Below are 24,877 nucleotides of genomic sequence, written 5' to 3'. Positions count from 1 at the left end.
GCGATCTGAGCTTCTCGGTGTCGGGTTCGGGCTTCGGTGATACCCTCACGGGCGGTTCCGGTGTGGATGTCATCGTCGGCAACGCCGGCGACGACACCATCTCCGGCGGCGCCGGTGCGGACAGCCTCGTCGGCAGTGCGGGCAACGACTCGCTGCTCGGCGGCGAAGGTGCCGACACCCTCGTCGGCGGTGACGGCAACGACTACATCTTCCTGGCGGAAACCACCTCGGCGGCTGACGTCGTTCAGCTCAACGGTTCGGCGAACCTCACCGCGGCGGCGCTGGTGTCGACGGGGGCCGGCGGTTACTACAACTCGGCTCTCGGCGGCTACGACACCGTTTCCAGCTTCAACTCCGCCAGCGACAAGCTGCAGTTCGGCTCTACCTGGCTGGGCGGCGGTGCGTTCGGTTCGGGCAGCTATGCCGGCATCGCCTCCGGTGCCTACAGCGGCGCGGGCTCGGATCTCAACGGCAAGATCGTCTACGCCTCCGCGACCCAGGCCAACGTCAGCGGCTCGGGTGCGATCAAGACGATCGTCGACGGTTCCGGCGACGGCTTCTCGGTCGCCGGCAGCCAGAAGGCGGTGGTGATCGCCGGTGACGGCTCCAACACCTACGTCTGGTACGTCAACGACAGCCTCGACGGCACGGCGACCGACCTGTCGTCGACCGACATCGTGCTGATCGGCAAGCTGGAAGGCTTCGGCGGTACCGGCCTGACCGCGGCGACCAACTTCCTGGCCGCCGTCTGATAAGAGCTTGCGGGGCGCCGGTCCACACGGCGCCTCGACCGCTCACCTGTTTTCACCCCTCCGGCTTCGGCCGGAGGGTTTTTTTTGGTCCGGGGCCGACGCCTGTTCCAGCCGTCGGCGGCCATCGGCTATGATCCCGGTCCCACCGGATTACCCCGTATCGCCATGACGTTTTCCGCTCATCCCGCCGTGTCGGCCGCCGTTCAGGCGGCGGCCCTGTCCGCCACCGACCAGGGCCGTCTTGTTGCCGCTCTGAGCGATCCCGCCGCCGTGGTGCCGGCGTCCCTCGCCCTGGCCGACCGTCTGACGGCGCTCGGGCGCGGCTCGGCCATCGCCCCGCTGCTCGCCGCTCTTCTTCAGGCCCGGATGTCCACCGGCGAGCCGGGCTTCGTCCGCCTGGGCGAAGCTCTGCTCGACCATTCCTTGTGGGGAGAGGCGGAACGGCTGGCCGGCGGACTGGCGGCCAGCATGCCGGTGGCCGCCGGCTGGCTGTCGGGGCGGCTGGCTTTGGAACGCGGCCAACCCGATGCCGCCGGAAAGGCTTTCGCGCCCGTGATGGCTGCCGAAGGCTGGGACGAAAAGCGCCGGGAGGCGCACCTGCGTCTGGCCATCGCCCATCTTCAGGGGAGGGCCAAGCAGGGAGAGATCATCGGCGCCTCGCCCGTAGCGGAAACGGCCACTCCCGACATCGACGCCCTGGCCGCCGACGGGCGGTTGCCGCTGGCACCGCGCGCCCGCTGGTGGCTGGCGCGCGGTGCCCTCGATACCGCCGCTTCCTTGCTGGCCGGCGTTCCGGCCGCGCCGGACGCCGATCCGGAAGCCGTGTGGCTGGCCGCCACCGTCGCCGCCCAGGGCGGGCGGCGCGAGGAGGCCCTGGCCGGGTGGGCGCGCAGCCTGTCGGCCCGGCCGCGCCACGCGGCGGCGTTGTTCGACCGAGGCCGCTTCCGGCTGGCTTGGGGCGACGACGGCGGCATCGCCGATCTGGAGGCGGCGCTGACGCTGAAGCCGTGGGCCGGCACCGTCGCCCTGATGCTGGCGCAACGGCGGGTGGCGCGTGAGGAATACGACATCGCCCTGAAAGTGCTGGATTTCACCCTGGCCGCCAGCGACGACCAGCCCGAGGTCGTTGCCGCCACCCTGGACGTACTGCGCGCCAAAAGCGACCGTCCCCTGGCGCTGAGCGTCGGCGCGCGGGCGGTCGAGCGCTACCCCGACAACGGTGGTGTCTGGCTGTCCTGGGGCGCCTGCCTGCACCACTTTTTCGGCCGGCGCGACGCCGCCATCGTCGCTTACCGCACCGCCCAGGCCGCCCCGGCCCACACCGCCGCCGCCCGCAGCAACCTCGCCAAGCTGTTGTTCGACGAGGGCGATTTCGATACCGCCATCGCCCTGTGGGAAGAGGCGCGCGTCGCCGAGGGCGCCAGCGCCGCCATTTTCGTCAATCTCGGGCAGGCTTATCTGGCGCGCGGCGATCTGGAGGAGGCCCGCGCCGTCTTCACCGCCGCGCGGGAAAGGGAGCCGGACAACGGTGCCGCCCTGCGCGGACTGGCAGAATGTGCCCTGGCCGAGGGCGACCTGGATGCCGCCCAGGAACTGGCCTCGCGGACGTTGGATGCCGCCCCCGACGACGCCCGGACCTATCTGGTGGTCGCGGCGGCGCACCGCGCCTTGGGGCGCGACGGCGAGGCGCTCAAGGCGCTGGAGGCCGGCTTGCGCCGGGCGGCGCAATCGTTGCCCCTGCACCAGGCGCTCTGGCGGCACCTGATGGCGCGGCGCGACTACGAAGGCGCTCTCCGCCGGGCGGCCCAGGCGGCCCAGGACAAGCCCCAGGAGATCGAATACCGCCTGATGGTGGCCGATACCCTGCATGCCCAGAACCGCTTCGACGTGTGCCGCACGGTGCTGGAGGAGGCGCGGGCGGTCGACCGGGAGCGGGGCGGCATGGCGCTGATCCGCTTCCTGGAGGGACGCGACGAGTGGGAAGCGGCCCTGGCCGAGGCGCGGGCGCTGCTGGAGGCCGATCCCGACGCGGTGCGCCACTACGGCCTGGTGGCTGAAGCGCTCTACCGCATGGAGCGGTACGACGAGGCGGAGGCGGTGCTGCGCCAGGGGGTGGCGTGCGATCCGCACCGCCTGTCGATCAATCGCCAGTTGGTGGGCCAGCTTCTGGCGCAAGAGCGGTACGACGCGGCGGTGGCGGTGGCGCGCGACTTCCTCGCCCGGCAAAAGCAGGCGCCGCGCTATGCCCTGTGCCTGGAGGCGCTGGAGCGGGCCAACCGCCGCGACGAGGCGCTGGTCCTGGCCGAGGAATTCCTGGCCGCTGAACCCGACAGCCTGATCGCCCGACAGGCGGTCGCCCGCATCGCCGAACAGGAGCGGCAGCCCGAGCGGGCGCTGGAGGTGCTGCGTCAGGGGGGCGCCCTCCTGCCCGGCAATCTGCGCCTCAATGTCACGCTGATCGCTCTTCTGGTGCGGCAGGAGCGGTACGACGAGGCGCAAGGACTCGCCCAGCGACTGCTCGACCGCTTCGGCCAGGTGCCCGAGGCGGTGCTGGTGGCCGTCACCGTGCTGGTGGAGGCCGGGCGGGAGGATGAGGCCGAGGCCGCCCTGAAACAGGCCGTGGCCGAACATCCCCGCCATCGCGGTTTGTGGGGCGTGTGGTACGAGCTTCTTCGTCGCCGCCATCGTGACGCTGAAGCCAACGCCCTGCTTGAGGAAAGCCTGACGCGCTTCCCGGACGCCAACGAGAATTTCGTGTGGGTGGTGCGCGAGAAGATGCGCCATAGCGATCTCGACGGCGCCGAAAAGGTGGTGGGCCGTTGGGAACGGCGCAAGCCCGAGGATTGGGGGCCGCAGTTCGCCCACTTGCTGATCGCGGAAAAACGCCGCGACTTCAAACGTCTCGGTCAGATCGCCCATCGCTTGGGAAAGCGCTGGCCCAACGAACCGGCGATCCTCGCCCGTCTCAGCCAGGCCGCCAGCGAATGCAACCAGTTGAAGCGCGCCGTCGAACTGGCGCGTGCCGCCCTGGCCCTACGCCCGAACAGTCTGGAATACCTGGATGCCCTGGCGGCCGTTCACGCCAAGGCCGGTAATTTCGATGATTATTCGGAGATTATCGCCAAGCTGTTGAAGCTTCAGGGCGATCATTGCTATCACCAGTATCCGTCGCTTTTCTTCAATATCAATTGTCACCCCGATCTGTCGGCCGAAGAGATCTGGAGCTATTACCGCGACTGGGCCGACAAGGCGGTCAGCCGTCACCTGCCGCCGGTTCGCCCCCACCCCAACAGCCGCGATCCCGAACGGCGGCTGCGGATCGGCTATGTCTCGCCCGATTTCCGCCAGCACGCGGTGGCGCTGTTCTCCGAACCGCTGTTGATGCGCCATGACCGGGAACAGTTCGAACTGTTCGCCTTCGCCCACCTGGAACCCGGGGCCGCCGACCACTTCACCGACCGGTTCAAGAGCTATGTCGATCACTGGATCGACGTGACCGCCATGTCCCGCGACGAGATGGTTCGGCGCATCCGCGATCTCAGGATCGATATCCTGATCGATCTGGCCGGTCACACCTCGAACAACCGGCTGAATGTTCTGGCTCAGCGCCCGGCGCCCTTGCAGGGAACCTGGGTTTTCGGCGCCGGCCAGACCACGGGCTTGCCGCAAATCGATTTCCTGTTCACCGACGAGCTGAGCGTACCACCGGACTTCGAGCCCTATTGCGCCGAGCGTGTCGCGCGGCTGCCATGGCACGGGCTGTCCTATCGCCCGCCCGCCGTTACGCCCGAGGTCAGCCCGGCGCCCTTCCTCAAGAACGGCTTCATCACCTTCGGCAGCCTCGCCCGGCCCGTCCGGCTCAACCGCCGCGTCTTCAGCGTGTGGGCGCGGATTCTCAACGCCATGCCCACCGCGCGCCTGCGGCTGGAGCACGGCGCCTTCGACGAGCCGGAAACCCGGGCCGTGCTGAGCGAGCGCTTCGCCGCCTGCGGCGGCGATCCCGAGCGGATCGTGTTCGCCAACACCCGGCCGTACTGGAGCATCTTCGCCGAGGTGGACATTCACCTCGACAGCTTCCCCACCAACTCCGGCACCACCGTGACCGAAGGTTTGTGGATGGGGGTGCCGGCCATCGCCCTGGACAGCCGCCCGATCATGGGCCGCATCGGCGGGGCTCAGCTCACGGCCGTCGGGCTGCGGGAAACCTGCCTCGCCGCCGACGAGGACGAGTACGTGGCAAAGGCCCTGCGGCTGGCTGGCGATCCGGCGCGGCTGGTCGAAATCCGCGACACCCTCAGAACCACCTTCCAGACGTCATCCCTGATGGATTATGACGGGTATGGCCGGGCGGCGGCTCTGACGTATCGCAAGCTCTGGCGGGAATGGTGCGCCCGGACCCAGGATGAGGCACCCTGAGAGGGAAGGTGATTTGAGATGAAGGCCGTCATTCTCGCCGGCGGGCTGGGAACCCGGATCTCGGAGGAGTCGCATCTGCGGCCCAAGCCGATGATCGAGATCGGCGGGCGCCCCATCTTGTGGCACATCATGAAGATTTACGCCGCGCACGGCGTGCGCGAGTTCGTCGTGTGCCTGGGCTACAAGGGCTATGTCATCAAGGAGTATTTCGCCAACTACTTCCTGCACATGTCGGACGTGACCTTCGACATGGAGACCAACGCCATGGAAGTCCACCGCAAGACGGCCGAACCCTGGCGGGTGACGCTGGTGGACACCGGCGACGACTCCATGACCGGCGGCCGTCTGCGGCGGGTGCGGGATTACCTGGCACCGGGCGAACCCTTCTGCTTCACCTACGGCGACGGGGTGGCGGATGTCGACATCGGCGCCGAGATCGCCTTCCATCAAGACCACGGCCGGCAGGCCACCGTGGCGGCGGTGCAGCCGCCGGGGCGGTACGGGGCGCTGCTCCGGGACGGCAACCAAGTGCTGGGTTTTCGCGAGAAGCCGCCCGGCGACGGCGCCTGGATCAACGGCGGCTTCTTCGTGCTGCAACCCGAGGTCATCGACCTCATCGACGGTGACGGCAGCTCTTGGGAGGGGGCGCCCTTGGAGCGCCTCGCCGCCGCCGGCGAACTCATGTCCTTCGAGCACCGGGGGTTCTGGCAGCCCATGGACACCTTGCGGGACAAGAACCTGCTGGAGGAACTGTGGCAGACCGGCAAGGCGCCGTGGAAGGTATGGGGATGACGCGGGTGTGGCGCGACCGATCGGTCTTTCTCACCGGCCATACCGGTTTCAAGGGGGCGTGGCTGGCGCTGTGGCTGGCCGGTCTGGGCGCCCGCGTCTCCGGCTACGCCCTGCCGCCCGCCACCACGCCCAGCCTGTTCGCGCTGGCCGGCGTCCGCGACGCCCTGTCCGGTCATCACCTCGCCGATGTCCGCGACGCGGCGGCCCTGGCGCGGGCCGTGCGCGAGGCCGAACCCGAGGTCGTCTTCCATCTGGCAGCCCAGCCCCTGGTGCGTCTCAGCTACCGCGAGCCGGTTGAGACCTGGGGCACCAACGTCATGGGGACGGTCAACCTGCTGGAGGCGGTGCGCCATTGCCCCTCGGTCAAGGCGGTGGTCGTGGTCACCACCGACAAGTGCTACGAGAACCGCGAGTGGCTGTGGGGGTATCGGGAAACCGACGGCCTGGGCGGGCATGACCCCTATTCAGCGTCGAAGGCGGCGGCGGAACTGGTGGCGGACAGCTTCCGCAAGGCGTTCTTCTCCGCCGGCGTCCACGGGGGCGGGCCGTTGCTCGCCACCGCCCGCGCCGGCAACGTCATCGGTGGCGGCGACTGGTCGCAGGACCGCCTGATTCCCGACGCCGCCCGCGCCGTGGCGGAGGGGCGGTCGCTGCGTGTCCGCAACCCGCGGGCCACCCGGCCGTGGCAGCATGTCCTGGAATCGCTGCGCGGCTATCTGCTGTTGGCCGAACGGCTGCTGGCCGGCGACGCGGGTTGCGCCGATGCCTTCAATTTCGGCCCCGATCCCACCGGCAACGTCGCGGTGGCCGAGGTCCTGTCCCGCCTCGCCGCCCAGTGGCAAGGGCTGTCCTGGGAGGTCGCCGCCGCGACCGACGCCCCGCACGAGGCCGGCTACCTGTATCTGGACTCCGCCAAGGCCCGACGGATGCTGAACTGGGAACCGGTGTGGTCGCTGGACGAGGCTCTGGCGCGCACGGCATCCTGGTATGCCGCCGTGGCGGCCGATCCGACAGTCGCCCGCCGGGTGACCGAAGAACAACTGGAATGCTTCCGCTCATGACGACCGCCGCCGTTCCCGCCTGCCGCGCCTGCGGTGCCGCCCTGCGCGACACCTTCGTCGATCTGGGCCTGTCGCCGGTGTCCAACGCCTTCATCCCCGCCGACCGGGCGCGGACCGGCGAGATGTTCTATCCCCTGCACGCCCAGGTCTGCCGCGCGTGCTGGCTGGTCCAGTTGGAGGACGTCGAGCGGGCGGAAAACCTGTTCCCCGACGACTACGTCTATTTCTCCTCCTACTCCACCTCGTGGCTGGAGCACGCGCGGCGCTATGTGACGGCGGTTTCGGCCCGGTTCGGGCTCGGCCCTCATTCCCAGGTGGTGGAGGTCGCCAGCAACGACGGCTATCTGCTCCAGTACTTCGTCCAGGCCGGGGTGCCCTGCCTGGGGGTGGAACCCACGGCGAACACGGCGCGGGCGGCGCGGGAAAAAGGAGTGCCGACGCGCGAAGCGTTCTTCGGCGTCGCCACGGCCCGGCAACTGCTCGCGGAGGGCTGCCAGGCCGATCTTCTGCTGGGCAACAACGTCCTGGCCCATGTGCCGGACATCAACGATTTCGTCGGCGGCATGGCCGTGCTGCTGAAGCCCGAGGGCGTCATCACCCTGGAGTTCCCCCATCTGTTGCGCCTGATGGAGGGAAACCAGTTCGACACCATCTATCACGAGCATTTCTCCTACCTTTCCCTGATCGCCCTCCTGCCGGTGTTCGACCGCGCCGGCCTGCGGGTCTTCGACGTCGAAACCTTGCCCACCCACGGCGGCAGCCTGCGGCTCTACGCCTGCCACCGGCCGGCGTCCCACGCCGACACCGGCGCGGCCGGCGCGCTGGTCGCGCGGGAAGAGGCGGCGGGGTTGCGGCGGGTGGAAACCTATGCCGCCTTCGACGCGAAGGTGCGGGAAACCAAGCGGGCGCTGGTGGAGTTCCTGATTACCCAGACGCGGGCGGGACGCCGCATCGCCGCCTATGGGGCCGCCGCCAAGGGCAATACCCTCTTGAACTATTGCGGCATCCGCGCCGATTTCATCGACTACGTGGTGGACCGCAACCCGGTCAAGCAGGGCATGCTGTTGCCCGGAACCCGGATTCCCGTGCTGGCGCCGGAAAGGATCGCCGAAACCCGGCCCGACTATCTCCTCATCCTGCCCTGGAACATCAAGGATGAGATCATCGGGCAGATGGCCTTCATCCGCGAGTGGGGCGGCAAGTTCGTGGTTCCCATTCCCCGGCCCGAGGTCATCGCGTGAAGTTCCTGGAAACCGCCCTGCCCGGTGTTCTGATCGTCGAGCCCGAGCCCATCGAGGACGAACGGGGGTTCTTCGCCCGCACCTGGTGCCGGCGGGAACTGGCCGACCACGGGCTCTGCCCGGACCTGGAGCAGTGCAGCATCTCCTTCAACCGGCAGCGGGGCACCTTGCGCGGGCTGCATTATCAGGCCGCGCCGCACGGCGAGTCCAAACTGGTGCGGGTCACGCGCGGCGCCGTGTACGACGTGGCGCTCGACCTGCGGCCGGGCTCGCCCTCCCACCTCCAATGGTGTGCCGTCACGTTGACGGCGGAGAACCGCCGCGCCTTGTACATTCCCGAAGGCGTGGCCCACGGCTTCCTGACGTTGTGCGACGAGGCCGAGGTGTTCTACCAGATTTCCCGCACCCACGCGCCGGAGGCGGCTCGCGGTGTCCGTTGGAACGATCCGGCCTTCGCCATCGCGTGGCCGGAGCCGGTGACGGTGATCTCGGCCCGCGATCGTGATTATCCGGATTTCCAGCGATGAGGACCGTTCTCGTCACCGGCGCCGGCGGTTTCATCGGCCGCCATGTTCTGCCGCGTCTGGCGGGCGGCGGCTGGCGGGTGCATGCCGTGGGGCGCCGCCCGCCCACGCCGGAAGACGGCGTGATCTGGCATGCGGCCGATCTTCTGGCGGCGGGGAGCGCCGCCGCCGTGCTGGAGCGGGTGCGTCCCTCCCATCTGCTGCATCTGGCCTGGTACGCCGAACCCGGCAAGTACTGGCGCTCGCCGGAAAACCATCGGTGGGTCCATGCCTCCCTCGAACTGGCGGAAGCCTTCCGCGCGGCCGGCGGGCGCCGGCTGGTCACCGCCGGCACCTGCGCCGAGTACGACTGGCGGTACGGCGTTTGCCGTGAGGACCTGACGCCGCTGGCGCCGTCCACGCCCTACGGCGTCTGCAAGAACGCCCTGCGCCAGGTGCTGGAGTCCTGGGGCGAGGTCCATGGCGTGGCGGTGGCGTGGGGCCGGGTGTTCCACCTCTACGGCCCGCACGAGCCTCCCGGCCGGCTGGTGCCGGCGGTCATCACCGCCCTGTTGCGGGGCGAGGAGGCGCGCTGTTCCCACGGCGGACAGGTCCGCGACTTCCTCCATGTCGACGATGTGGCGGCGGCGTTCGCGCGGCTGCTCGACGGCGATGGGACGGGAGCGTTCAACATCGGCTCCGCCGAGCCGGTCCGCTTGCGCGAGGTGATCGACGCCGTGGCCGACCAACTCGCCGCCCGCGACCGCGTTCGGCTGGGTGCCCTGGCGGCGCCCGCGGATGATCCCCCCGTTCTGGTGGCGGACAACCGGCGGCTTCGGGCTTTGGGCTGGCGGCCGGAAATCGAGCTGTCGCGAGGGATCGCCGACGCCATCGACTGGTGGCGGCGGGAGGTGCCGGAGCTGTCGGAACGGGAGAGCGTATGATGACCCATTGTCCGGTTTGCCGGTCCCCCCGTTCCGTCGCGTTCCTTCATCGCGAACAGGTGCCGGTCCATCAGAATCTGGTGGTTGCCACGCCGGAGCAGGCGCGCCGGCTGACCCGTGGCGCGCTCGACATGGTGGCGTGCGAGGATTGCGGCTTCGTCTTCAACCGGGCTTTCGATTCCGGGCGTCTGGCCTACGGCGAGGATTACGACAACACTCAAAGCTGCTCGCCCTATTTCGATGCCTATCTGGACGATCTGGCCCGCCATCTGGTGGAGGCCAAGGGCGTGCGCCACGCCCATGTCGTCGAGGTGGGCTGCGGCAAGGGGCATTTCCTGCGCAAGCTGGTCAGCTATCCCGGGGCGGAAAACCGGGGCACCGGCTTCGATCCCAGCTATGTCGGGCCTGATCGTGACGGCGAGGGCAAGCTGGTTTTCGAGCGCCGTTTCTACGGAGCCGACTGCGCCGACGTTCCGGCCGACGTGGTGGTGTGCCGCCACGTCATCGAGCACGTGCCGGAACCGCTTTCCCTGCTCCAGGCGGTGCGGGCGGCCTTGATCGGGTCGCCGCGGGCGCGGGTGTTCTTCGAAACACCTTGTGTCGAGTGGATATTAAAAAATCGCATCCTGTGGGATTTCTTCTACGAGCATTGCTCGCTGTTCACCGCCGCCTCGCTGTCGCTGGCCTTCGCGCGCGCCGGCTTTCATGTCGAGGGGGTGCGCCACATCTTCGGCGGCCAGTACCTCTGGCTGGAAGCGACGCCGGCGGAGGGCGCGCCCGCCGCCGATCCCGTCGATGCCGGTCGCGTGGCGGCTCTGGCGCGGGCCTACGGGTGTTCGGAAGGGGTGCGCCGGGAGGAATGGGCGCTGCGCCTGCGTGACCTGCGCCGGCAAGGAGCGGTGGCGCTGTGGGGGGCGGGCGCCAAGGGCGCGACGCTGGCCAATCTGGTGGACCCGGACGGCGAACTCATCGACTGCATCGTCGATGTCAACCCGAACAAGCAAGGACGCCACCTGCCGGGAACCGGACATCCCATCGTCTCTCCCGCCGCCCTGGCGGTCCGGGGGGTTCGCAACGCCGTCCTGATGAATCCCAATTACCGCGACGAAAACCTGCGGCTGCTGTCCGAGGTGGGCATTGCCTGCAACCTGATCGACTGGACCTGAACCATGAAATTGACCATCGACACCGACACGGGAAAGCTTCTTCTGGCGGAGGAGGGCATCGAACGCGAGATGCCCCTTTATTCCAAAGAGGCGTTCGAGGCCATTTCCCGTCAGTGGGTACGGGTCGGCTGGAGTCAGAAATATCAGTACACGTTCAGTTGGCTGGGGCGTCCCATCATTCAACTGCCCGAGGATATGATCCGCATGCAGGAGGTGATCCATCATCTGCGTCCGGACGTCATCGTCGAAACCGGCGTCGCCCACGGCGGCTCGCTCATCTATTACGCCGGCTTGTGCAAGATTCTGGAGAAGGGGCGGGTGATCGGCGTGGACATCGAGATCCGGCCGCACAACCGAACCGCCATCGAGGCCCATCCGCTGGCTCCCTTCATCACCTTGATCGAGGGAAGTTCGACCGCCCCGGAGATCGTCCGGCAGGTTCACGACCTGATCCGGCCCGGGGAGACGGTGCTGGTGATCCTCGATTCCAACCACACCTACCAGCATGTGCTGGATGAGCTGAACGCCTATGCCGATCTGGTGACGCCCGGCTCCTATATCGTCGCCACCGACGGCATCATGCTCGATCTGCATGACGTGCCGCGCGGCAAGGCGGAGTGGAGCGACGACAATCCGGCGGCGGCGGCGCGGGACTTCGCGGCCGGTCGGCCCGATTTCGCCATCGAGCAGCCGGCCTGGCCGTTCTGCGAGGCGGAGCTGACGCAAAACATCACCCATTGGCCCGGAGCCTGGTTGCGGCGCTCGGCGTAAGGGAAGGAGCGGGGAGGATGACGCAAGCGACGGACGCCAAGCGGGAAATCCTGCGATCGCTGGCACGGATCGTGGTCACCGTGGCGGACGCGCCGCGCCGCGTCGATGGTTGGTCGGAACTGACGCCAGCCCTTCTGGCGGTGGGGCAGACCGCCGCCGCCGCCGTGGCCTTCTCGATCGCCCGCCGGATCGATGCGGCCTTGCCGGTGCCGGCGGCCCTGGCGGACCAGCCGCTGCTGCCGATACGGACACCGGCCGACCAGGCGGTGATGGCGGCGATGGGCGCCCTCGGTCCCACGCCGACGGCCGAAGCCATCCGGCGGGGCTGGCAGGCTTGCCTTCTGGCCGGCTGGTGGGAGGAGGGCTGGGACCTGCTGAACCAGATGGGGCAGCGGTTTCCCGACGACCCGGAGGTGCTGTCGGCTTTCTGCCTGCTGTCCGCGTTGCTGGGGCGGCCCGAGGCGGTTCGCACCGCCCTGGTCAGGCTGGAAAAGAAGCTGAAGTCCACCTTGTGGCCGGATGCGCTGGCACGCGCCGTGCTGGAGCGGGAACTGGACTGCCAAGAGACGTTCGACTTCTGGATGGAGCGGGCGCGGACGCTGGGCGCCCCGGCATGGCTGGCCGACTGGCTGGCTTTGGGGGGGCGCGAGTCCACAGGGGCGGCCGAGATCGCGACCTACCGCGAGGCCCATCCCGACAGCGCGCTGGCCTGGCACCATAGCGCGCTCGCCGCCAAGGCGGCGGGAGACCCCGCCGCCGCCGAGGCGGCTTGCCATCAGGCGCTCGGGCGGGCGCCGACCCTGGCGCCGGCCTGGCTGCTGCTCGCCGATCTCAAGTGGAAGGGCGCGCCCTTCGTGGCGTTGACCGCCTGTCTGGCCGCCGTGGCGGCGTGGCCGCGAACGCCGCGGCCGGTGGCCAAGCTGGCCGAATGCCTGCTGGACCTGGACGCTGAAACCGGTCTGGCCTTTTGCGAGCAGGTGCTGCAACGGTTCCCGACCGAGGTCGCCGCCCATGAGCTCATCGGCCAGGCTTTGCGCTTGCGTTACCCGGAACGCGCGGCGGCGATGCTCGCGGCGGCGGTGAGCCGCTTTCCCCACGAACCCGGGGTGCATCTGGAACTGGCGCACGCGCTGAGCGCCAGCGGTCGTTGGGATGACGCCCTGGTACCCGCCCAGCGGGCGGCGCTGTTGGCGCCCGGCAGGACGCCGGTATGGACCTGCCTCAGCCTCGTGGCGTGGAAGGCCGGCGACTGGAAGCTGGCGCATCTGGCCGCCCGACAGGGGTTGGAAACGGCGACCGGCTCCCAGGCCCACCTCCGTCCGGGGTGCTGGGCGAAGCTGGCCAACGTGGTTTTTTACGAGTGCCGCTACGGCGAGGCGGAAGCCTTGGTCAGGCGGGCGCTCGCGGAAGACACCGATACCCTCGGTCACGAGGCGGGAAAGCTTTTGCTGAATATCCTGCTGGAACAGGCGCGGCTGGCGGAGGCTCGCGCGCTGGCGGCGGATTTGCGTTCACGCCACCCCCGTGATCCGCAACTGGCCGGGCAATTCGCCATCATCAGCTCGCGGCTGGGCGAGTGGGATGAGGTGGAAGCCGCCCTCGCTTGCGCGCTGACGGAAAGCGCCTCCCTGCCTTTGCAGCGCGAGGAGCTTTGGGAACTCGTCCTGTATCTCTCCAGCTATCATCCCGAACTGCCGGCGGCGGACATCGCCGGTCGCTTCCTCGCCTGGGGTCGGGAAAAGGAGGCGCCGTGGCCGCAGCCTGCCGTTCTTCCACAGGGCGCGCAAGCGCCGGCCGCGGCGCGCGGCGCGCAAGGGCGTATCCGGGTTGGCGTGCTGTCGCCGGATTTCCGCCAGCACACCTCGCATTTCTATTTCGAACCCCTGTTTCGGGAACTGGACAGGGACCGCTTCGAACTGGTGGCGGTCTCCAACGTGGCGCAGCCGGACAACATGACGGCGGCGATGCGCCGTCATTTCGCCCACTGGCTGGACATCCAGCCGTTAAGCGACGACCGGGCCGCCGCGGCCATCGGCCATGCCGGCATCGACGTGCTGATCGACGCCTGCAACCACATGCGCGACACCCGCACCAATCTGCTGGTGCGGCGGCTCGCTCCGGTCCAGATGACGTGGCTGGGATCGGCGTGGACCTCCGGCCTGTCGCGGATGGACTACGTGGTGATGGACCGCCATCTCGTTCCCGAGGGCGCCGACGCCCTGTTTTCGGAAAAGGTGATCCGGCTTCCCAACTCCATCTTCTGTTACCAGCAGGGCGACGCCGCTACCGAAACCGGCCCGGTGGAACGGCGGAAGGATGAGGTGGTCTTCGGTTACTACGGGCGAACCGAAAGGCTTAACCGCCGGGTTTTCGCGGCCTGGGCGAAGATACTGAACGCCTTGCCCGGCGCGTCGATGGTGTTCGATTACCACTGCTTCGCCGATCCGGTCACCCGCGACGACATGCGCGCGCGGCTGGCGCGTCATGGTTTTCCCATGGACCGGGTCCGGTTGCAGTTTTCCCGGCCGGTGCTGCCGGCTTTCAGTCAGATGGATATCCAACTCGACCCGTTTCCCCACAGCGGCGGAACGGTGCTGTTCGACAGCCTCTGGATGGGGGTGCCGTTCGTGTCCCTGGCCTCCCGGCCGCCGGTGGGGCGTTTTGGCGCCTCCATGCTCGCCAACCTGGGGCTTTCGGATTGGATCGCCCAGACGGAGGAGGAGTATGTTCGTCTCGCCGTAGCCAAGGCGGGTGACCGCGCCGCTCTGGCCTCTCTGCGCCAGGGCTTGCGGCAACGCCTGCTGGACTCGCCGGTGTGCGACGCCGGCTCGTTCGCCCGCGGCTTCGGCGCGGCCATGGAGGCGGTCTTCCGGCGGGCAATGGCGGGCCTGCCGCCCGCTCCCATCGATATCGGGCCGGACGGCGCGGTAACGTGGCGGGAATGACGGCGGCGGACCTCTTGGCGGCCGTGCGGCATCACCAGGAGGGCCGTCTCGACCCGGCGGAGTCCTTGTACCGCGCGCTGCTCGCCCGCGATCCCGCCAACAGTGACGCCTTGCACCTGCTGGGCGTCATCGCCTATCAGCGCAAGGAGTATTCCACGGCCATCGGCCTGATCCGGCGGGCACTCGACTTGCGAAACGTCGCCGATTACCACTCCAACCTGGCCAGCGCCTTGAGAGAGATGGGTTCGCGCGATGAAGCGGTGGCGCACTGTCTTACCGCCATCGCCCTCAAGCCCGCCTACCCGCAAGCTCATTACAACCTGGGCAATGCCCTTCACGATATGGATCGGCTTGACGAGGCGGTCGTTGCCTTTCGTGCCGCCATCGCGTTCAATCCCGCCTACCCGCAGGCTTTCGGCAACCTCGGTTTCGTGCTGAAGAAGCTGGAGCGGTCGGACGAGGCGGTTGCCGCTTTCCGCGCCGCTCTCGCCCTCAAGCCTGATTATCCGAAGGTGCGCTTCAACCACGCCATGACCTTGCTGTTGCGAGGCGATTTCGAGGCGGGATGGCCGGAATACGAATGGCGCTGGCGGGATGAGAGCTTCCCGTCGTTGCGGCGGGACTTCCCGCAACCCCGGTGGTCGGGGGATTTCCTGGAAGGCAAAACCATCCTGCTGCACGGCGAACAGGGGTTCGGTGACATCCTCCAGTTCGTCCGTTACGTGCCCTTGGTGGCCCAACGTGGCGGGACGGTCCTGCTGGAGGTGCCCCCGGCGCTTCGACGCCTGCTGGGTGCCCTGCCGGGGGCTTCCCAGGTGCTCGCCCTGGGCGAGCCTCTGCCGTCTTTCGACGTCCATTGTCCCCTGCTGAGCCTGCCGCGCGCCTTCAAAACGACCCTGGACACCATTCCGGCCGGCATGTCCTCCTTTACGGCCGAGCGCGAAACCTCGGCGCGTTGGGCCGAACGATTCGCGGGTGTCTCCGCCCTCAAGGTCGGACTGGTGTGGGCCGGGAGCCGGCATCATCAGAACGATCGCAGCCGCTCCTTGCCGTTCTCCAGCCTGGCGCCGCTGTGGCGAATTCCCGGAGTGCGGTGGTTCAGTTTGCAGGTGGGGGAACGGGCCGCCGACCTTAAGGAGGCTCCACCGGGGCAGATCGAGGACTTGGCGCCGGCTCTCTCGGAATTCGCCGAGACGGCGGAGGCGGTGCGTCATCTGGATTTGGTGGTGACCGTCGACACCGCAGTCGCCCATCTGGCCGGAGGGCTGGGCGTGCCGACCTGGATAATGCTGCCCTTCGCGCCGGATTGGCGCTGGCTTGAGAACCGTGAGGACAGCCCCTGGTATCCGACGGTGCGCCTGTTCCGCCAGCCCGCGCGCGGTGACTGGGAGAGCGTGATGGCGCGCGTCGCCGACGCTTTGGCCGGGTCCGTTTCCAGAGGTGAAGAAGAGCCGCCCTGCGGCGCGGGCATGGACGGCGCGGCCTTGTCGGCCAAGGGGCTCGCCGCCCGCGCCGCCGGCCATCTCGACGAGGCTCTCCAGTGGCAATCGTGGGCGCTCCGGGCGGCTCCGGGAAACTGGGCGGTGCGCCTGAACACGGCGGTGGCGTTGCAGGATGCCGGCCTTCTGACGGAAGCCATCGCGCATTTTGAAGCCGTAGCGCGAACGACCGGCGCCCCGGTCGCGCGGGTCAACCTCGCCATGGCCCGGCTCAGGGCCGGAGATCTGGCCCAAGGATTTTCCGAGTTCCTGGCCCGCTGGACGGTCGAGGCATGGCCGCAGAAGCCATACACCATGCCGATTCCCCACCGGCTGGATCGGAGCGCCGCCTTGCAGCCTTTGGTGGTTTTGCCGGATCAGGGGTACGGCGATACCCTGATGGCCTTGCCATTTATCCGATGGTTGCTGCGGCGCAATCCCCACATGTCGGTCGTGGTGCGACCGCCGCTTCTTGCGCTGGCCAGAGTGGCGCTGGGCGACTTGACCGAGCGTGTGGCGGACACGGTGAGCGGTGGTTTTGCGGGGTGGCTGACAGGTTTCGATGTGCCCGGCGTTTTCCCGGAATGTCTATCAGACTACGAAACCGAACGACGGGAGATTGGGCGGCGGCTCAGGGCGCATCACGAGGGACCTGAGAACCCGTTTCATGGCGATGGTCGGCGCGTCGCCGTCGTGTGGCGGGGCAACCCCGCGCACATCCTGGATCGTTGGCGCAGCCTGCCCGCGACTACGATGGGCAGAATGCTGTCCGATCTTGAGACCGGAACGGAAATTGTGTCCCTGCAACCGGACGCCACCGAAGCGGAGCTTGACGGACTCGCCGGCATGTCGGGAAAGCAGCACTCCGTCAGGGCGTTCCGATCGGACGATTTTCTGTCATCCGCTTGTCTCTTGAGAACCTGTGACACGATGCTGGGCGTCGATACCGCCGCCGTCCATCTCGCCGGTCTCATGGGGGTGAGGACGGCGGTGTTGGTGAACGCTTTCGGTGACTGGCGCTGGGGGGATCGCCGGGATCGATGTTTTTGGTACCCGCAAGCACGTGTTCTGCGGCAGGAGCGGCTCAGTTCCTGGGATTCCGTTCTTGGACTGGCGCAGGCTTGGCTATCGTTGCCAATAGGCGAGGCCGGTGAAAAAATACAGAAGTGCTGATGGCCACCACCCGACATGGCCCACGCAAAACGGTTTCGGGCCGGGGCCGACTGTTCCGTCGTCTCGAATCGACGGGCAAAGGCTTTTGCGCTAAAGTGGTATCCGGTCGCACGGTCCTGGTCGCGACCGATCGTCCCCGGAGGATGCCTTGGCTGCTTACAACAACACGATTCTTGGGAATGACGGGGACGACGTCCTCGTCGGCAGCAACGGCAACGATCGGATCAGCGGCGGTGCCGGCAATGATCTGATCTGGGGCAACCGTGGCCACGACATCCTGTGGGGTGGCGGCGGCGATGATTATCTGTATGGCGATCTGGGCAACGACACCCTGATCGGCGGAACCGGCTGGGACGTGCTGGTCGGCAATGCCGGCGGCGACCTGTTCGTCTTCGCCAGCGCCCAGGATTCCCTGGTGGAGGATGCCGGCTGGGATCGGGTGATGGATTTCGATCCGGCTCAAGGCGACCGGATCGACCTGTCGGCGGTCGACGCCAACGTCCGCCAGGACGGTGATCAGGATTTCAGCTTCATCGGCTTTTCGGAGTTCACCGGCCGCGCCGGCCAACTGCGGCTGATCGAGGCCGACGGCAGCCTGTTCCTGGAGGCCGACGTGAGCGGCAACCGCCGCGCCAACATCCGCATCGAACTGGCGGACCTCAGCGCGGCCGATTTCCTCCAGGCCGGAGCGGTGCTCCTTTAACCGCCGGCCGGCGGCCGCAGCCGCACCACGTCCATCTTGGCCATCCACACCAGGCCGCGCATGACGGCGGCGCGGCGCGGCGCCGGGATGAGCGCCAGAAGCTCGGACACCGGCGTCGGCCCCGAACGGCCGAGATGCGCCAGAACCGCTTCGCATTCCGCCTCGCTGGGGAAGACGTAGGCCGCGTACTTCACGATGCCCAGGGCGCGCCGTTCGGCCAGGACGGCGGCATCGGCGCCCGCCACCGGCTCGACCACATGGTCAAGGCCCAGGCGCGCGGTGGGATAGCCGGCAAAGGCGGCGAACGGGTCGGGGCGCACCGGGTTGCGGCGCACCGGCGCCGGGCCGCTCAGATCGGGATCGGCGCGGCGGCGCTCGGCCAGATCGTCCCACAGCTCGCGGTAACGGCCCAGGATGTGGCGCCAGTCGTACACCAAGCGTGCCCGCTCGCGCCCGGCCTCGCCCAGGCGGCGGCGCAAGTCGGCGTCGGCGAACAGACGGTCGAAGGCCGCCTCGGTCGCCGTCGTGTCCACGGACACCAGTTGGCTGGTGAAGCCGCAGTACATGTCGTAGGTGTCGAGGCCGAGGTCGTGGCGGTCGGCCAGATCGCCGCCCAGCGGGGCGGCCGGCATGACCGTCGGCACGCGGAAGCCGTCGATGCCGTCGCGCACCGTGTCCTTGTAGCCGTCCCAGTCGGTCACTACCACCGGCAGCCCCGCCGCCATCGCCTCGATCGGCGTCAGGCCGAAGGTTTCCTGGATGTTGTCGGACAGCGAGGTGAAGACGTCGGCCGCCGCCCAGGCGTGCGCCCGCGTCCCGGCGTCGCGGCCGTCGAGCGCGGTCATCGTCACCGACGGGCACAGGGCGCGGGCGCCCTCGACGAAGGCGTCCTCGATGAACTGGTTGGCGAACCAGCCGGCCTGGATCAGCCGCACCTTGCGCCCCGCCGGCAGCTTGGCCGCGGCGCGCTCCAGCGCCAGATACATGGGCAGCGGGTGGGCCTTGGCGTGGAAGCTCAAGCGGCCGATGAACAGCACCACCAGTTCATCGTCGGCGATGCCCAGCGCCCGGCGGGCGGCCTCGCGCGCGCCCGGCTCGGCGGTATAGGCGTAGGCGTCGCAGTCCACCCCCAGGGGGATCAGCGGCAACTGCGGCAGCTCGAAGCGGTCGGCGCCCAGCCGCCAGCGCAGGTAGGCGGCCTGTTCCTCCAGAATGTGGCGCGCGGTGTCGCGCACGGCGCGCGAGGTGCAGATCACCGCGTCCCAGGCGCGCACCGGCGCGGTCAGCAGGCCGCCGAGCGCCTCCATCGCCCCGTGCGAGGCGGTGGTGTGGGTGATGCCGCACAGGCTGTAGCCCCGATCCCCCGAAGACGACAGGCGGCGCCACGCGAAATCGCCGATGTTGGGGCCGGGGGTGAACAGGCAGCCGGCTTCCGCCAGCCGGGCATGCTGGTCGAACGGCACCCAGCCGATGGCGGCCTCGCTGCCGGTCTGGCGGACCATCCGGGCGAACGCCTGGGCCTCCTTCTCGTCCGGGGCGTGGCAGACCAGCCGGTCCTGCGCGCCGGCGTCGCGCGCCAGGGCCTGGAGGAAGCCGGCCCCCGCCGCGTGCCGGCCCATCAGCTTGGTCTGGTCGAGGGAGTAGCCTTCGGCGCGGAAAAGCAGCGCTATGTCCATCGGGGATCGCTCCGGCGCAAGGGTCAGTGGAACAGCCGGAAGACCGGCGGCAGGTCGGCCAGACGGGGCAGCGCGCGGTCCTTGTCCGACAGCGCCGCGCGCTCCGCCGTCACCGGCCAGTCGATACCAAGGTCGGGGTCGTTCCAGGCGATGCCGCCGTCGCATTCCGGCGCGTAGACGTCGGTGACCTTGTAGGACACCACCGTGTTGGGTTCCAGTGTGCAGAAGCCGTGGGCGAAGCCCGCCGGCACGTACATCTGGTTGCCCTCCGCCGCCGACAGGCGGGCCGCCACATGCCGGCCGAAGTTCGGCGAGCCCTCGCGGATGTCCACCGCCACGTCGAGCACGGCGCCGGCGACCACCCCCACCAGCTTGCCCTGGGCGTGCGGCGGCGCCTGGAAATGCAGGCCCCGGATGGTGCCGACGGCGGCCGACAGCGACATGTTGTCCTGGACGAAATCCTCGGTGATGCCGGCCAGCTCGGCCAGCCGTCGGCGGTTGTAGGTTTCGACGAACCACCCGCGGTCGTCATCGAAGCGCCGGGGAACGAGGAGCTTGACCTCGGGGATGGCGGTTGGGATGACCTGCATGGCCGACCTTTGCTCCTGGGGGGTGCCGAAGACAAATCCTTATAGTCGGCCCGCCGCCACCAACCCAAGCCCGAAAGGACCTTGCATCATGCGCCTCCTCAGCCTGCCGATCATCCTGTGGCTCCTGGCCGGCGGGGCGGCGATGGCGCAGCAGCCGGCGCCGTCCTCGATGGAGGCCTTGCGCGGACTCCTGTTCCTCGGCCCCCGCGATAGCCAGGGGTGGGAGGGAAAGGGCGAGGGCGACGCCTACCTGCTCTCCAACACCGACCGCGGCGGGTTGATCCGCTATGTCTACACTTTAGGCAAGAGCAGCGAGGCGGCCGAGGCGCAGGTGACGGTGAGCGTCGACGGCAAGGCGCCGGGAGCGGCCGGGCTGCTCTACGGCTTCGATCCGCAGCGCCGGACCTACTGCGCCTTGATGCTGAACGCCGACGGCACGCTGGGCCTTTACCAGCGTGGCTCCGACAGCTTCCAGCGGCTGGTGTCCGCGCAAGGGGCGGCCTTGCGCCCCGGGGCCAACATTCTGCGCATCCGTGTCGAGCGCAACCGGCTCGACGCCTTCGTCAACGGCCAGGGCGTGGCGACGCTGGCCAGCACCACCGTCTGCGCCGGCAAGGGCGATACCGGGATCGGCATCATCGCCGTGTCGCCGGGACGCTTCCGCTTTTCCGACTTTCAGCGGCGCTGAAGCGCCGCCAGTTCGGCGCCGACGCGCGCCAGGACATTGGCCAGCCCCTCGCCCGGCCGGGGCTGGAACAGGCGTTGCGCCGGAAACCACGGGCGCGCGGCGGTGCCCAAGGCCGACCAGTCGCCGCCCGGGGCCAGCCGCCACGTCGGCACTCCGACCGCCGCCGCCAGTTCGCCCACCGCCGTCGGCGCGGCCACCACCAGATCCAGCGCCGCCATCAAGGCCGCCACCTCTTCCAGGTCGTCCTTGAGGTCGAGGTCGGGCCAGCGGGGCAGGCGGATGCCGAAGCGCCGCTCGGCCGCCGCGCACGCCGCCGCGCAGCGGTCGTATTGCAGGGGAACGAAGGTGAGGCCCGGCACCGTCAGCATCGGCGCCCACAGGTCCAGCGGGGCATAGGCCGCTGCCCGGCTGCGGGTGGCAAGCCCGCTGCGCCACGCCAGCCCGACCTTGGGGGCGGCGCCCAGCGCCGCCAGCTCCCGCCGCCAACGGCCGACGCGGGACGCATCGGGGACGAGGAAACCGGGAGAGGCCGGAAAGGCGGCGAGCCCGGGACGCAGCCAGCGCGGCAGCGAGCCCGCCGGAATGTGGCAATCGACCGGCGGCAGGGGACCACCGGCCGCCACGACGGCGGCCCCGGGGAACGAACGGGTGAACAACGGGACAAGGCGCCGGTCGCACTCGATCACCACCTGCCCGGCGTGGCGGATGAGATCGGGATAGAGGCTGGCGAACATCAGCTCGTCGCCCAGGCCCTGTTCGCGCCATACCAGAACGCGCCGGCCCGATACGTCCTCGCCCCGCCATTCGGGCTCGGCGAAGGGGCGGGGGCGGTGCAGGGCCGGAGTGGAAAAGCGCCAGCCGTAACCGGCCCAGCCCTCGGCCAGATCACCGCCTCCCAAGCGCAGCAGGCCCCGGTTCCAGTGGGCCAGGGCGTGGCCCGGGTCCGACGCCAGGGCGCGGGCGAAGGCGGTATCGGCCTCGGGGCGGCAGCCTTCGGCCTCCAGCAGCAGGCCCAGGGTGACTGCCGCCTCGGCGAACCCGGGCCTTGCCGCCAGCGCCCGCGTCAGACAGGCCAGCGCCGCGTCGGGGCGGCCCAGACGGCGCAGGGCGTCGCCCATCCCGGCCAGCGCCTCGGCGTCGTCGGGGGCGAGGGCGAGGGCGTGGGCCAGCGCCTCCTCGGCCCCGTCGGCATTGTCGGCCTCCAGCAACGCCGCGCCCAGGTTGGCCCAGGCGCGGACCTGGGCGGGGTCGAGGCGGACGGCCGTCCGGTAGGCGGTGATCCGCTCGTCCAGCCGGCCCGCCGCCTTCAGCGCCACGCCGAGATGGCTGTGCACCACGGCGTCGTCGGGGTGGCGCCCGGCGGCGCGGCGCAGCAGGTCCGCCGCCTCGGCGCCACGCCCCTGGTGCAGCACGGCCAGGCCCAGCAGGTGCAGCACGTCGCCGTCGCGCGGCCGTTGGCTCGCCAGACGGCGCAGCAGCGCCTCGGCTTCGGCCGGGCGGCCTTCCTGGAGGTGGCGGGCGGCGTCCCGCGCGGCGTTGGACATCAGGGCAGCGCCGCCGCCGCCCGCGCGATCACGTCGTCGAGCGTGTCGCCGTCGGACGCCAGGAAGGTCCGCATCGCGGGAAACCACGGCCGCCCTTGAGTTCCGAGCGCGGTCCAGTCGCCCCGCCACGACAGCCGCCATGTCGGCACGCCCAGGGCGCCGGCCAGCTCGCCGACGGCGGTCGGCGCGGTGATCACGAGGTCGAGCGCCGACACCAGGGCGGCCACCCCCTCGAAGTCGTCCTTGAGGTCGAGGTCGGGCCAGCGGTGCAGGGTGATGCCGAACCGGCGCTCGATGTCGGCGATTTCGGCCCCGGTGTCGCCGTACTGGAGGGTGACGAAGGTGGCGCCGGGCCGCGACAGGATCGGCCGCCACTGGCGCAGGCCGGTGTAGGAGACGGTGCGGTCGCCGCTCAGAAGGCCGCTGCGCCAGCTGATGCCGACCCTCGGCCCCGGGGGCAGGGCCGCCAGCCGCTCGCGCCACGCCGCCACCCGGCGCGGGTCCGCCGTCAGCCGGCCGGCGGGGACGGCGAAGGATTCGAGGTCGGGCCGCAGCCAGCGGGCCAGGGTGCCGGCGGGAACCTGGACATCGACCGCCGCCGCCTCGGTGGTGCCCGCCGGCCGCACCTCGGCCGCGGGGAACGAGCGGGCGAACAAGGATATCAGGCGGGGATCGCACTCGATCACCACGGCGCCGGCCCGCCGGATCAGGTCGGGGTAGCCGGTGGCGAACAGGATTTCGTCGCCCACCCCCTGCTCGCGCCATACCAGGATGCGCTTGCCCGCGATGTCCTCGCCCCGCCACTCCGGCCGGTCGAGGGTGCGCACGGCGGCGCGGCGGTCGGCGGCGAAGCGCCAGCCGTACTCGGCCCACCCCTCCTCCAGCCGGCCGTGGGCCAGGCTCAGCAGACCCAGGTGCAGATGCGCGGTGGCGAGATCGGGGTCCAGCGTCAGGGCGTGGCGGTAGCAGGCCTCGGCGGCTGAGGCGTCGCCCTGGCGCTGGCGCACGAAGCCCAGGTCGCCGTAGGCGCGGGCGTCGTCGGGGCGCTGGGCCAGCACCGCCATGAGGCAGGCGGCGGCCTCCTTCAGCCGGCCCAGCCGACGCAGCACCGGCGCCAGATTGCCCAGCGCGCCGACGTCGCCCGGGCGCAGGGACAAGGCGCGGCGCAACGCCGTTTCGGCCTCGGCAAGGCGGTCCTGGCCGGTTTGCGCCAGCCCCAGGTTGGCCCAGGCATCGGCGAAATCGGGCTGAAACGCCAGCGCCCGTTCGTGCGAGGCGGCCGCTGCGTCGAAGCGGCCCAGGCGTTCCAGGGCGTTGCCCCGGTTGGTCCAGGCGTCGGCGGCCTGGGCATTCAGCGCCAGCGCCCGGTCGTAGGCGGCCAGGGCGTCACCCCACCGCCCGAGGTCCTGGAGGGCGTTGCCCAGGTTGACGTGGGCGGCGCCATAATCCGGCTTCACCGCCACCGCCCGGCCGATGAGGGTCACCGCCTCGTCCGCCGCTCCGGATTGCTGGCAGGCCAGCCCCAACAGGTGCAGGGCCGTGGGGTGGTCGGGTTCGTCGGCCAGCACGCGGCGGTAGAGCGCCATCGCCGGTTCCAGGCGGCCGGCTTGATGGTGGGCGGTCGCCGCCCCGATCCGGTCCGGTATCGCGCGACCGCCGAGGCGCAACCCCTCCAGGGTCCGGGCGGCGTCGGCGATCCGGTCGTCCAGGCTGTCGTCGGCGCGGCCGAGGAACAGGCGCTGGCTGGGAAACCACGGGCGGGCCGTCGCCCCGAGCGCCGACCAGTCGCCGGTCCAGCCCACTCGCCATGTTGCGACGCCCAGAGCGGCGGCCAGCTCGCCGACGGCGGTCGGGCCGGTGATGACGAGGTCGAGCGCCGACACCAGGGCGGCCACCTCCTCGAAGTCGTCCTTGAGGTCGAGGTCGGGCCATTGCTGGATGGTCACGCCGAAGCGGCGCTCGGCGTCGCGGATTTCGGCATCGCACTCGTCGTACTGGAGGCGGACGAAGGTGATGCCGGGCTGGGTCAGCAGCGGCCCCCAGCGCTTGAGCGCGGTGTAGGCGGCGGCGCGTGGCCCGCTCAGGTCGCGGCTGCGCCAGGCGATACCGACCTTGAGCGTATCCCCAAAAGCGGCCAGCCGCCCGCGCCAGCGCTCCAGCCGCGCCGGATCGGCGGCAAGCCAGGACGGGCGTGCGGGAAAGCGGTCGAGGCCGGGGCGGAACAGGGCGGGCAGGGTGCCGGCCGCGACGTGGTAATCCACGTCGGGCGGGTCGATGCTCTCGTGGCTGCGGCTCCCGGTTTCGGCGCGCACCTCGGCCGCGGGGAACGAGCGGGCGAACAGCGGCACCAGACGCCGGTCGCACTCGATCACCGTCCGGCCGCCCTCGGTTTCGGCGTGGCGGATCAGGTCGGGATAGCACGAGGCGAACATCA

General features: G+C 69.8%; 17 protein-coding genes. 13 read left to right on the top strand and 4 right to left on the bottom strand.

All coding sequences use genetic code 11. From position 1 onward, the window contains the following. From VED21_RS28540 to VED21_RS28485, 12 genes are all read left to right on the top strand, one after another. Window positions 1–752, top strand: a 752-nt coding sequence (locus VED21_RS28540) for a calcium-binding protein (RefSeq protein ID WP_414638327.1), incomplete at its 5' end; no start/stop codon positions are given. Window positions 753–941: 189 nt separating this feature from the next. Next, on the top strand, window positions 942–5,168 hold the full coding sequence (locus tag VED21_RS28535; protein ID WP_324888498.1) for a tetratricopeptide repeat protein: 4,227 nt from the start codon (window positions 942–944) through the stop codon (window positions 5,166–5,168). Window positions 5,169–5,186: 18 nt separating this feature from the next. After that, a complete protein-coding gene (gene rfbF, locus VED21_RS28530) occupies window positions 5,187–5,960 on the top strand; it encodes a glucose-1-phosphate cytidylyltransferase (RefSeq protein ID WP_324888496.1) in 774 nt (257 codons plus the stop codon). Continuing rightward, on the top strand, window positions 5,957–7,021 hold the full coding sequence (rfbG, locus tag VED21_RS28525) for a CDP-glucose 4,6-dehydratase (RefSeq protein ID WP_324888494.1): 1,065 nt from the start codon (window positions 5,957–5,959) through the stop codon (window positions 7,019–7,021). The genes rfbF and rfbG overlap by 4 nt, the downstream gene beginning before the upstream one ends. Further along, window positions 7,018–8,262, top strand: coding sequence for a class I SAM-dependent methyltransferase (locus VED21_RS28520; RefSeq protein WP_324888492.1), 1,245 nt, complete (start codon window positions 7,018–7,020; stop codon window positions 8,260–8,262). Before rfbG ends, VED21_RS28520 begins: the two co-directional genes overlap by 4 nt. Then, window positions 8,259–8,789: a dTDP-4-dehydrorhamnose 3,5-epimerase gene (gene rfbC, locus VED21_RS28515; RefSeq protein WP_324888490.1), complete on the top strand. Its 531-nt coding sequence runs from the start codon at window positions 8,259–8,261 to the stop codon at window positions 8,787–8,789. The genes VED21_RS28520 and rfbC (VED21_RS28515) overlap by 4 nt, the downstream gene beginning before the upstream one ends. Beyond that, window positions 8,786–9,709 (top strand): NAD(P)-dependent oxidoreductase, encoded by a 924-nt coding sequence (locus tag VED21_RS28510; RefSeq protein WP_324888488.1) that lies wholly within the window; start codon window positions 8,786–8,788, stop codon window positions 9,707–9,709. The genes rfbC (VED21_RS28515) and VED21_RS28510 overlap by 4 nt, the downstream gene beginning before the upstream one ends. 59 nt (window positions 9,710–9,768) lie before the next feature. After that, window positions 9,769–10,875 carry a class I SAM-dependent methyltransferase gene (locus tag VED21_RS28505; RefSeq protein WP_324888486.1) on the top strand — a complete coding sequence of 369 codons (1,107 nt, stop codon included), beginning with the start codon at window positions 9,769–9,771 and terminating at the stop codon, window positions 10,873–10,875. Window positions 10,876–10,878: 3 nt separating this feature from the next. Further along, on the top strand, window positions 10,879–11,646 hold the full coding sequence (locus VED21_RS28500) for a cephalosporin hydroxylase family protein (protein WP_324888484.1): 768 nt from the start codon (window positions 10,879–10,881) through the stop codon (window positions 11,644–11,646). Window positions 11,647–11,663: 17 nt separating this feature from the next. Beyond that, entirely contained in the window at window positions 11,664–14,591 is a 2,928-nt protein-coding gene (locus tag VED21_RS28495) for a tetratricopeptide repeat protein (RefSeq protein WP_324888482.1), read from the top strand. Continuing rightward, window positions 14,588–17,242, top strand: coding sequence for a tetratricopeptide repeat-containing glycosyltransferase family protein (locus VED21_RS28490; protein WP_324888480.1), 2,655 nt, complete (start codon window positions 14,588–14,590; stop codon window positions 17,240–17,242). The genes VED21_RS28495 and VED21_RS28490 overlap by 4 nt, the downstream gene beginning before the upstream one ends. 148 nt (window positions 17,243–17,390) lie before the next feature. Beyond that, window positions 17,391–17,945 (top strand): M10 family metallopeptidase C-terminal domain-containing protein, encoded by a 555-nt coding sequence (locus VED21_RS28485; RefSeq protein ID WP_324888478.1) that lies wholly within the window; start codon window positions 17,391–17,393, stop codon window positions 17,943–17,945. Here VED21_RS28485 and VED21_RS28480 read toward each other — a convergent pair. Both VED21_RS28480 and rfbC (VED21_RS28475) read right to left on the bottom strand, forming a co-directional pair. Beyond that, entirely contained in the window at window positions 17,942–19,621 is a 1,680-nt protein-coding gene (locus VED21_RS28480) for a glycosyltransferase family 4 protein (RefSeq protein WP_324888476.1), read from the bottom strand. The genes VED21_RS28485 and VED21_RS28480 overlap by 4 nt on opposite strands. 23 nt (window positions 19,622–19,644) lie before the next feature. After that, window positions 19,645–20,211, bottom strand: a complete 567-nt coding sequence (gene rfbC / locus VED21_RS28475; protein ID WP_324888474.1) for a dTDP-4-dehydrorhamnose 3,5-epimerase — start codon at window positions 20,209–20,211, stop codon at window positions 19,645–19,647. An 88-nt stretch (window positions 20,212–20,299) separates the two neighbouring features. Here rfbC (VED21_RS28475) and VED21_RS28470 point away from each other — a divergent pair, with 88 nt between their 5' ends. After that, a complete protein-coding gene (locus tag VED21_RS28470) occupies window positions 20,300–20,899 on the top strand; it encodes a hypothetical protein (RefSeq protein ID WP_324888472.1) in 600 nt (199 codons plus the stop codon). On the opposite strand, the gene VED21_RS28465 is transcribed toward VED21_RS28470, so the two are convergent. Together VED21_RS28465 and VED21_RS28460 are read right to left on the bottom strand one after the other, a co-directional pair. Next, window positions 20,887–22,443 carry a CHAT domain-containing protein gene (locus VED21_RS28465; RefSeq protein ID WP_324888470.1) on the bottom strand — a complete coding sequence of 519 codons (1,557 nt, stop codon included), beginning with the start codon at window positions 22,441–22,443 and terminating at the stop codon, window positions 20,887–20,889. The genes VED21_RS28470 and VED21_RS28465 overlap by 13 nt on opposite strands. After that, the coding region (locus tag VED21_RS28460) for a tetratricopeptide repeat protein (RefSeq protein ID WP_324888468.1) at window positions 22,443–24,877 on the bottom strand (2,435 nt) is incomplete at its 5' end. The genes VED21_RS28465 and VED21_RS28460, both read right to left, overlap by 1 nt.

It is taken from the genome of Azospirillum sp., assembly GCF_035627195.1.
GTDB lineage: Bacteria > Pseudomonadota > Alphaproteobacteria > Azospirillales > Azospirillaceae > Azospirillum.
This window is presented reverse-complemented; position numbering and strand designations above follow the sequence as displayed.

What these genes read in the sequence shown, in the direction of transcription:
- rfbF (WP_324888496.1), top strand. Translation starts at nt 5,187, where the DNA reads ATGAAGGCCGTCATTCTCGCCGGCGGGCTGGGAACCCGGATCTCGGAG.
- rfbG (WP_324888494.1), top strand. Translation starts at nt 5,957, where the DNA reads ATGACGCGGGTGTGGCGCGACCGATCGGTCTTTCTCACCGGCCATACC.
- VED21_RS28520 (WP_324888492.1), top strand. Translation starts at nt 7,018, where the DNA reads ATGACGACCGCCGCCGTTCCCGCCTGCCGCGCCTGCGGTGCCGCCCTG.
- VED21_RS28510 (WP_324888488.1), top strand. Translation starts at nt 8,786, where the DNA reads ATGAGGACCGTTCTCGTCACCGGCGCCGGCGGTTTCATCGGCCGCCAT.
- VED21_RS28500 (WP_324888484.1), top strand. Translation starts at nt 10,879, where the DNA reads ATGAAATTGACCATCGACACCGACACGGGAAAGCTTCTTCTGGCGGAG.
- VED21_RS28495 (WP_324888482.1), top strand. Translation starts at nt 11,664, where the DNA reads ATGACGCAAGCGACGGACGCCAAGCGGGAAATCCTGCGATCGCTGGCA.
- VED21_RS28490 (WP_324888480.1), top strand. Translation starts at nt 14,588, where the DNA reads ATGACGGCGGCGGACCTCTTGGCGGCCGTGCGGCATCACCAGGAGGGC.
- VED21_RS28480 (WP_324888476.1), bottom strand. Translation starts at nt 19,621, where the DNA reads ATGGACATAGCGCTGCTTTTCCGCGCCGAAGGCTACTCCCTCGACCAG.
- rfbC (WP_324888474.1), bottom strand. Translation starts at nt 20,211, where the DNA reads ATGCAGGTCATCCCAACCGCCATCCCCGAGGTCAAGCTCCTCGTTCCC.
- VED21_RS28470 (WP_324888472.1), top strand. Translation starts at nt 20,300, where the DNA reads ATGCGCCTCCTCAGCCTGCCGATCATCCTGTGGCTCCTGGCCGGCGGG.
- VED21_RS28465 (WP_324888470.1), bottom strand. Translation starts at nt 22,443, where the DNA reads ATGTCCAACGCCGCGCGGGACGCCGCCCGCCACCTCCAGGAAGGCCGC.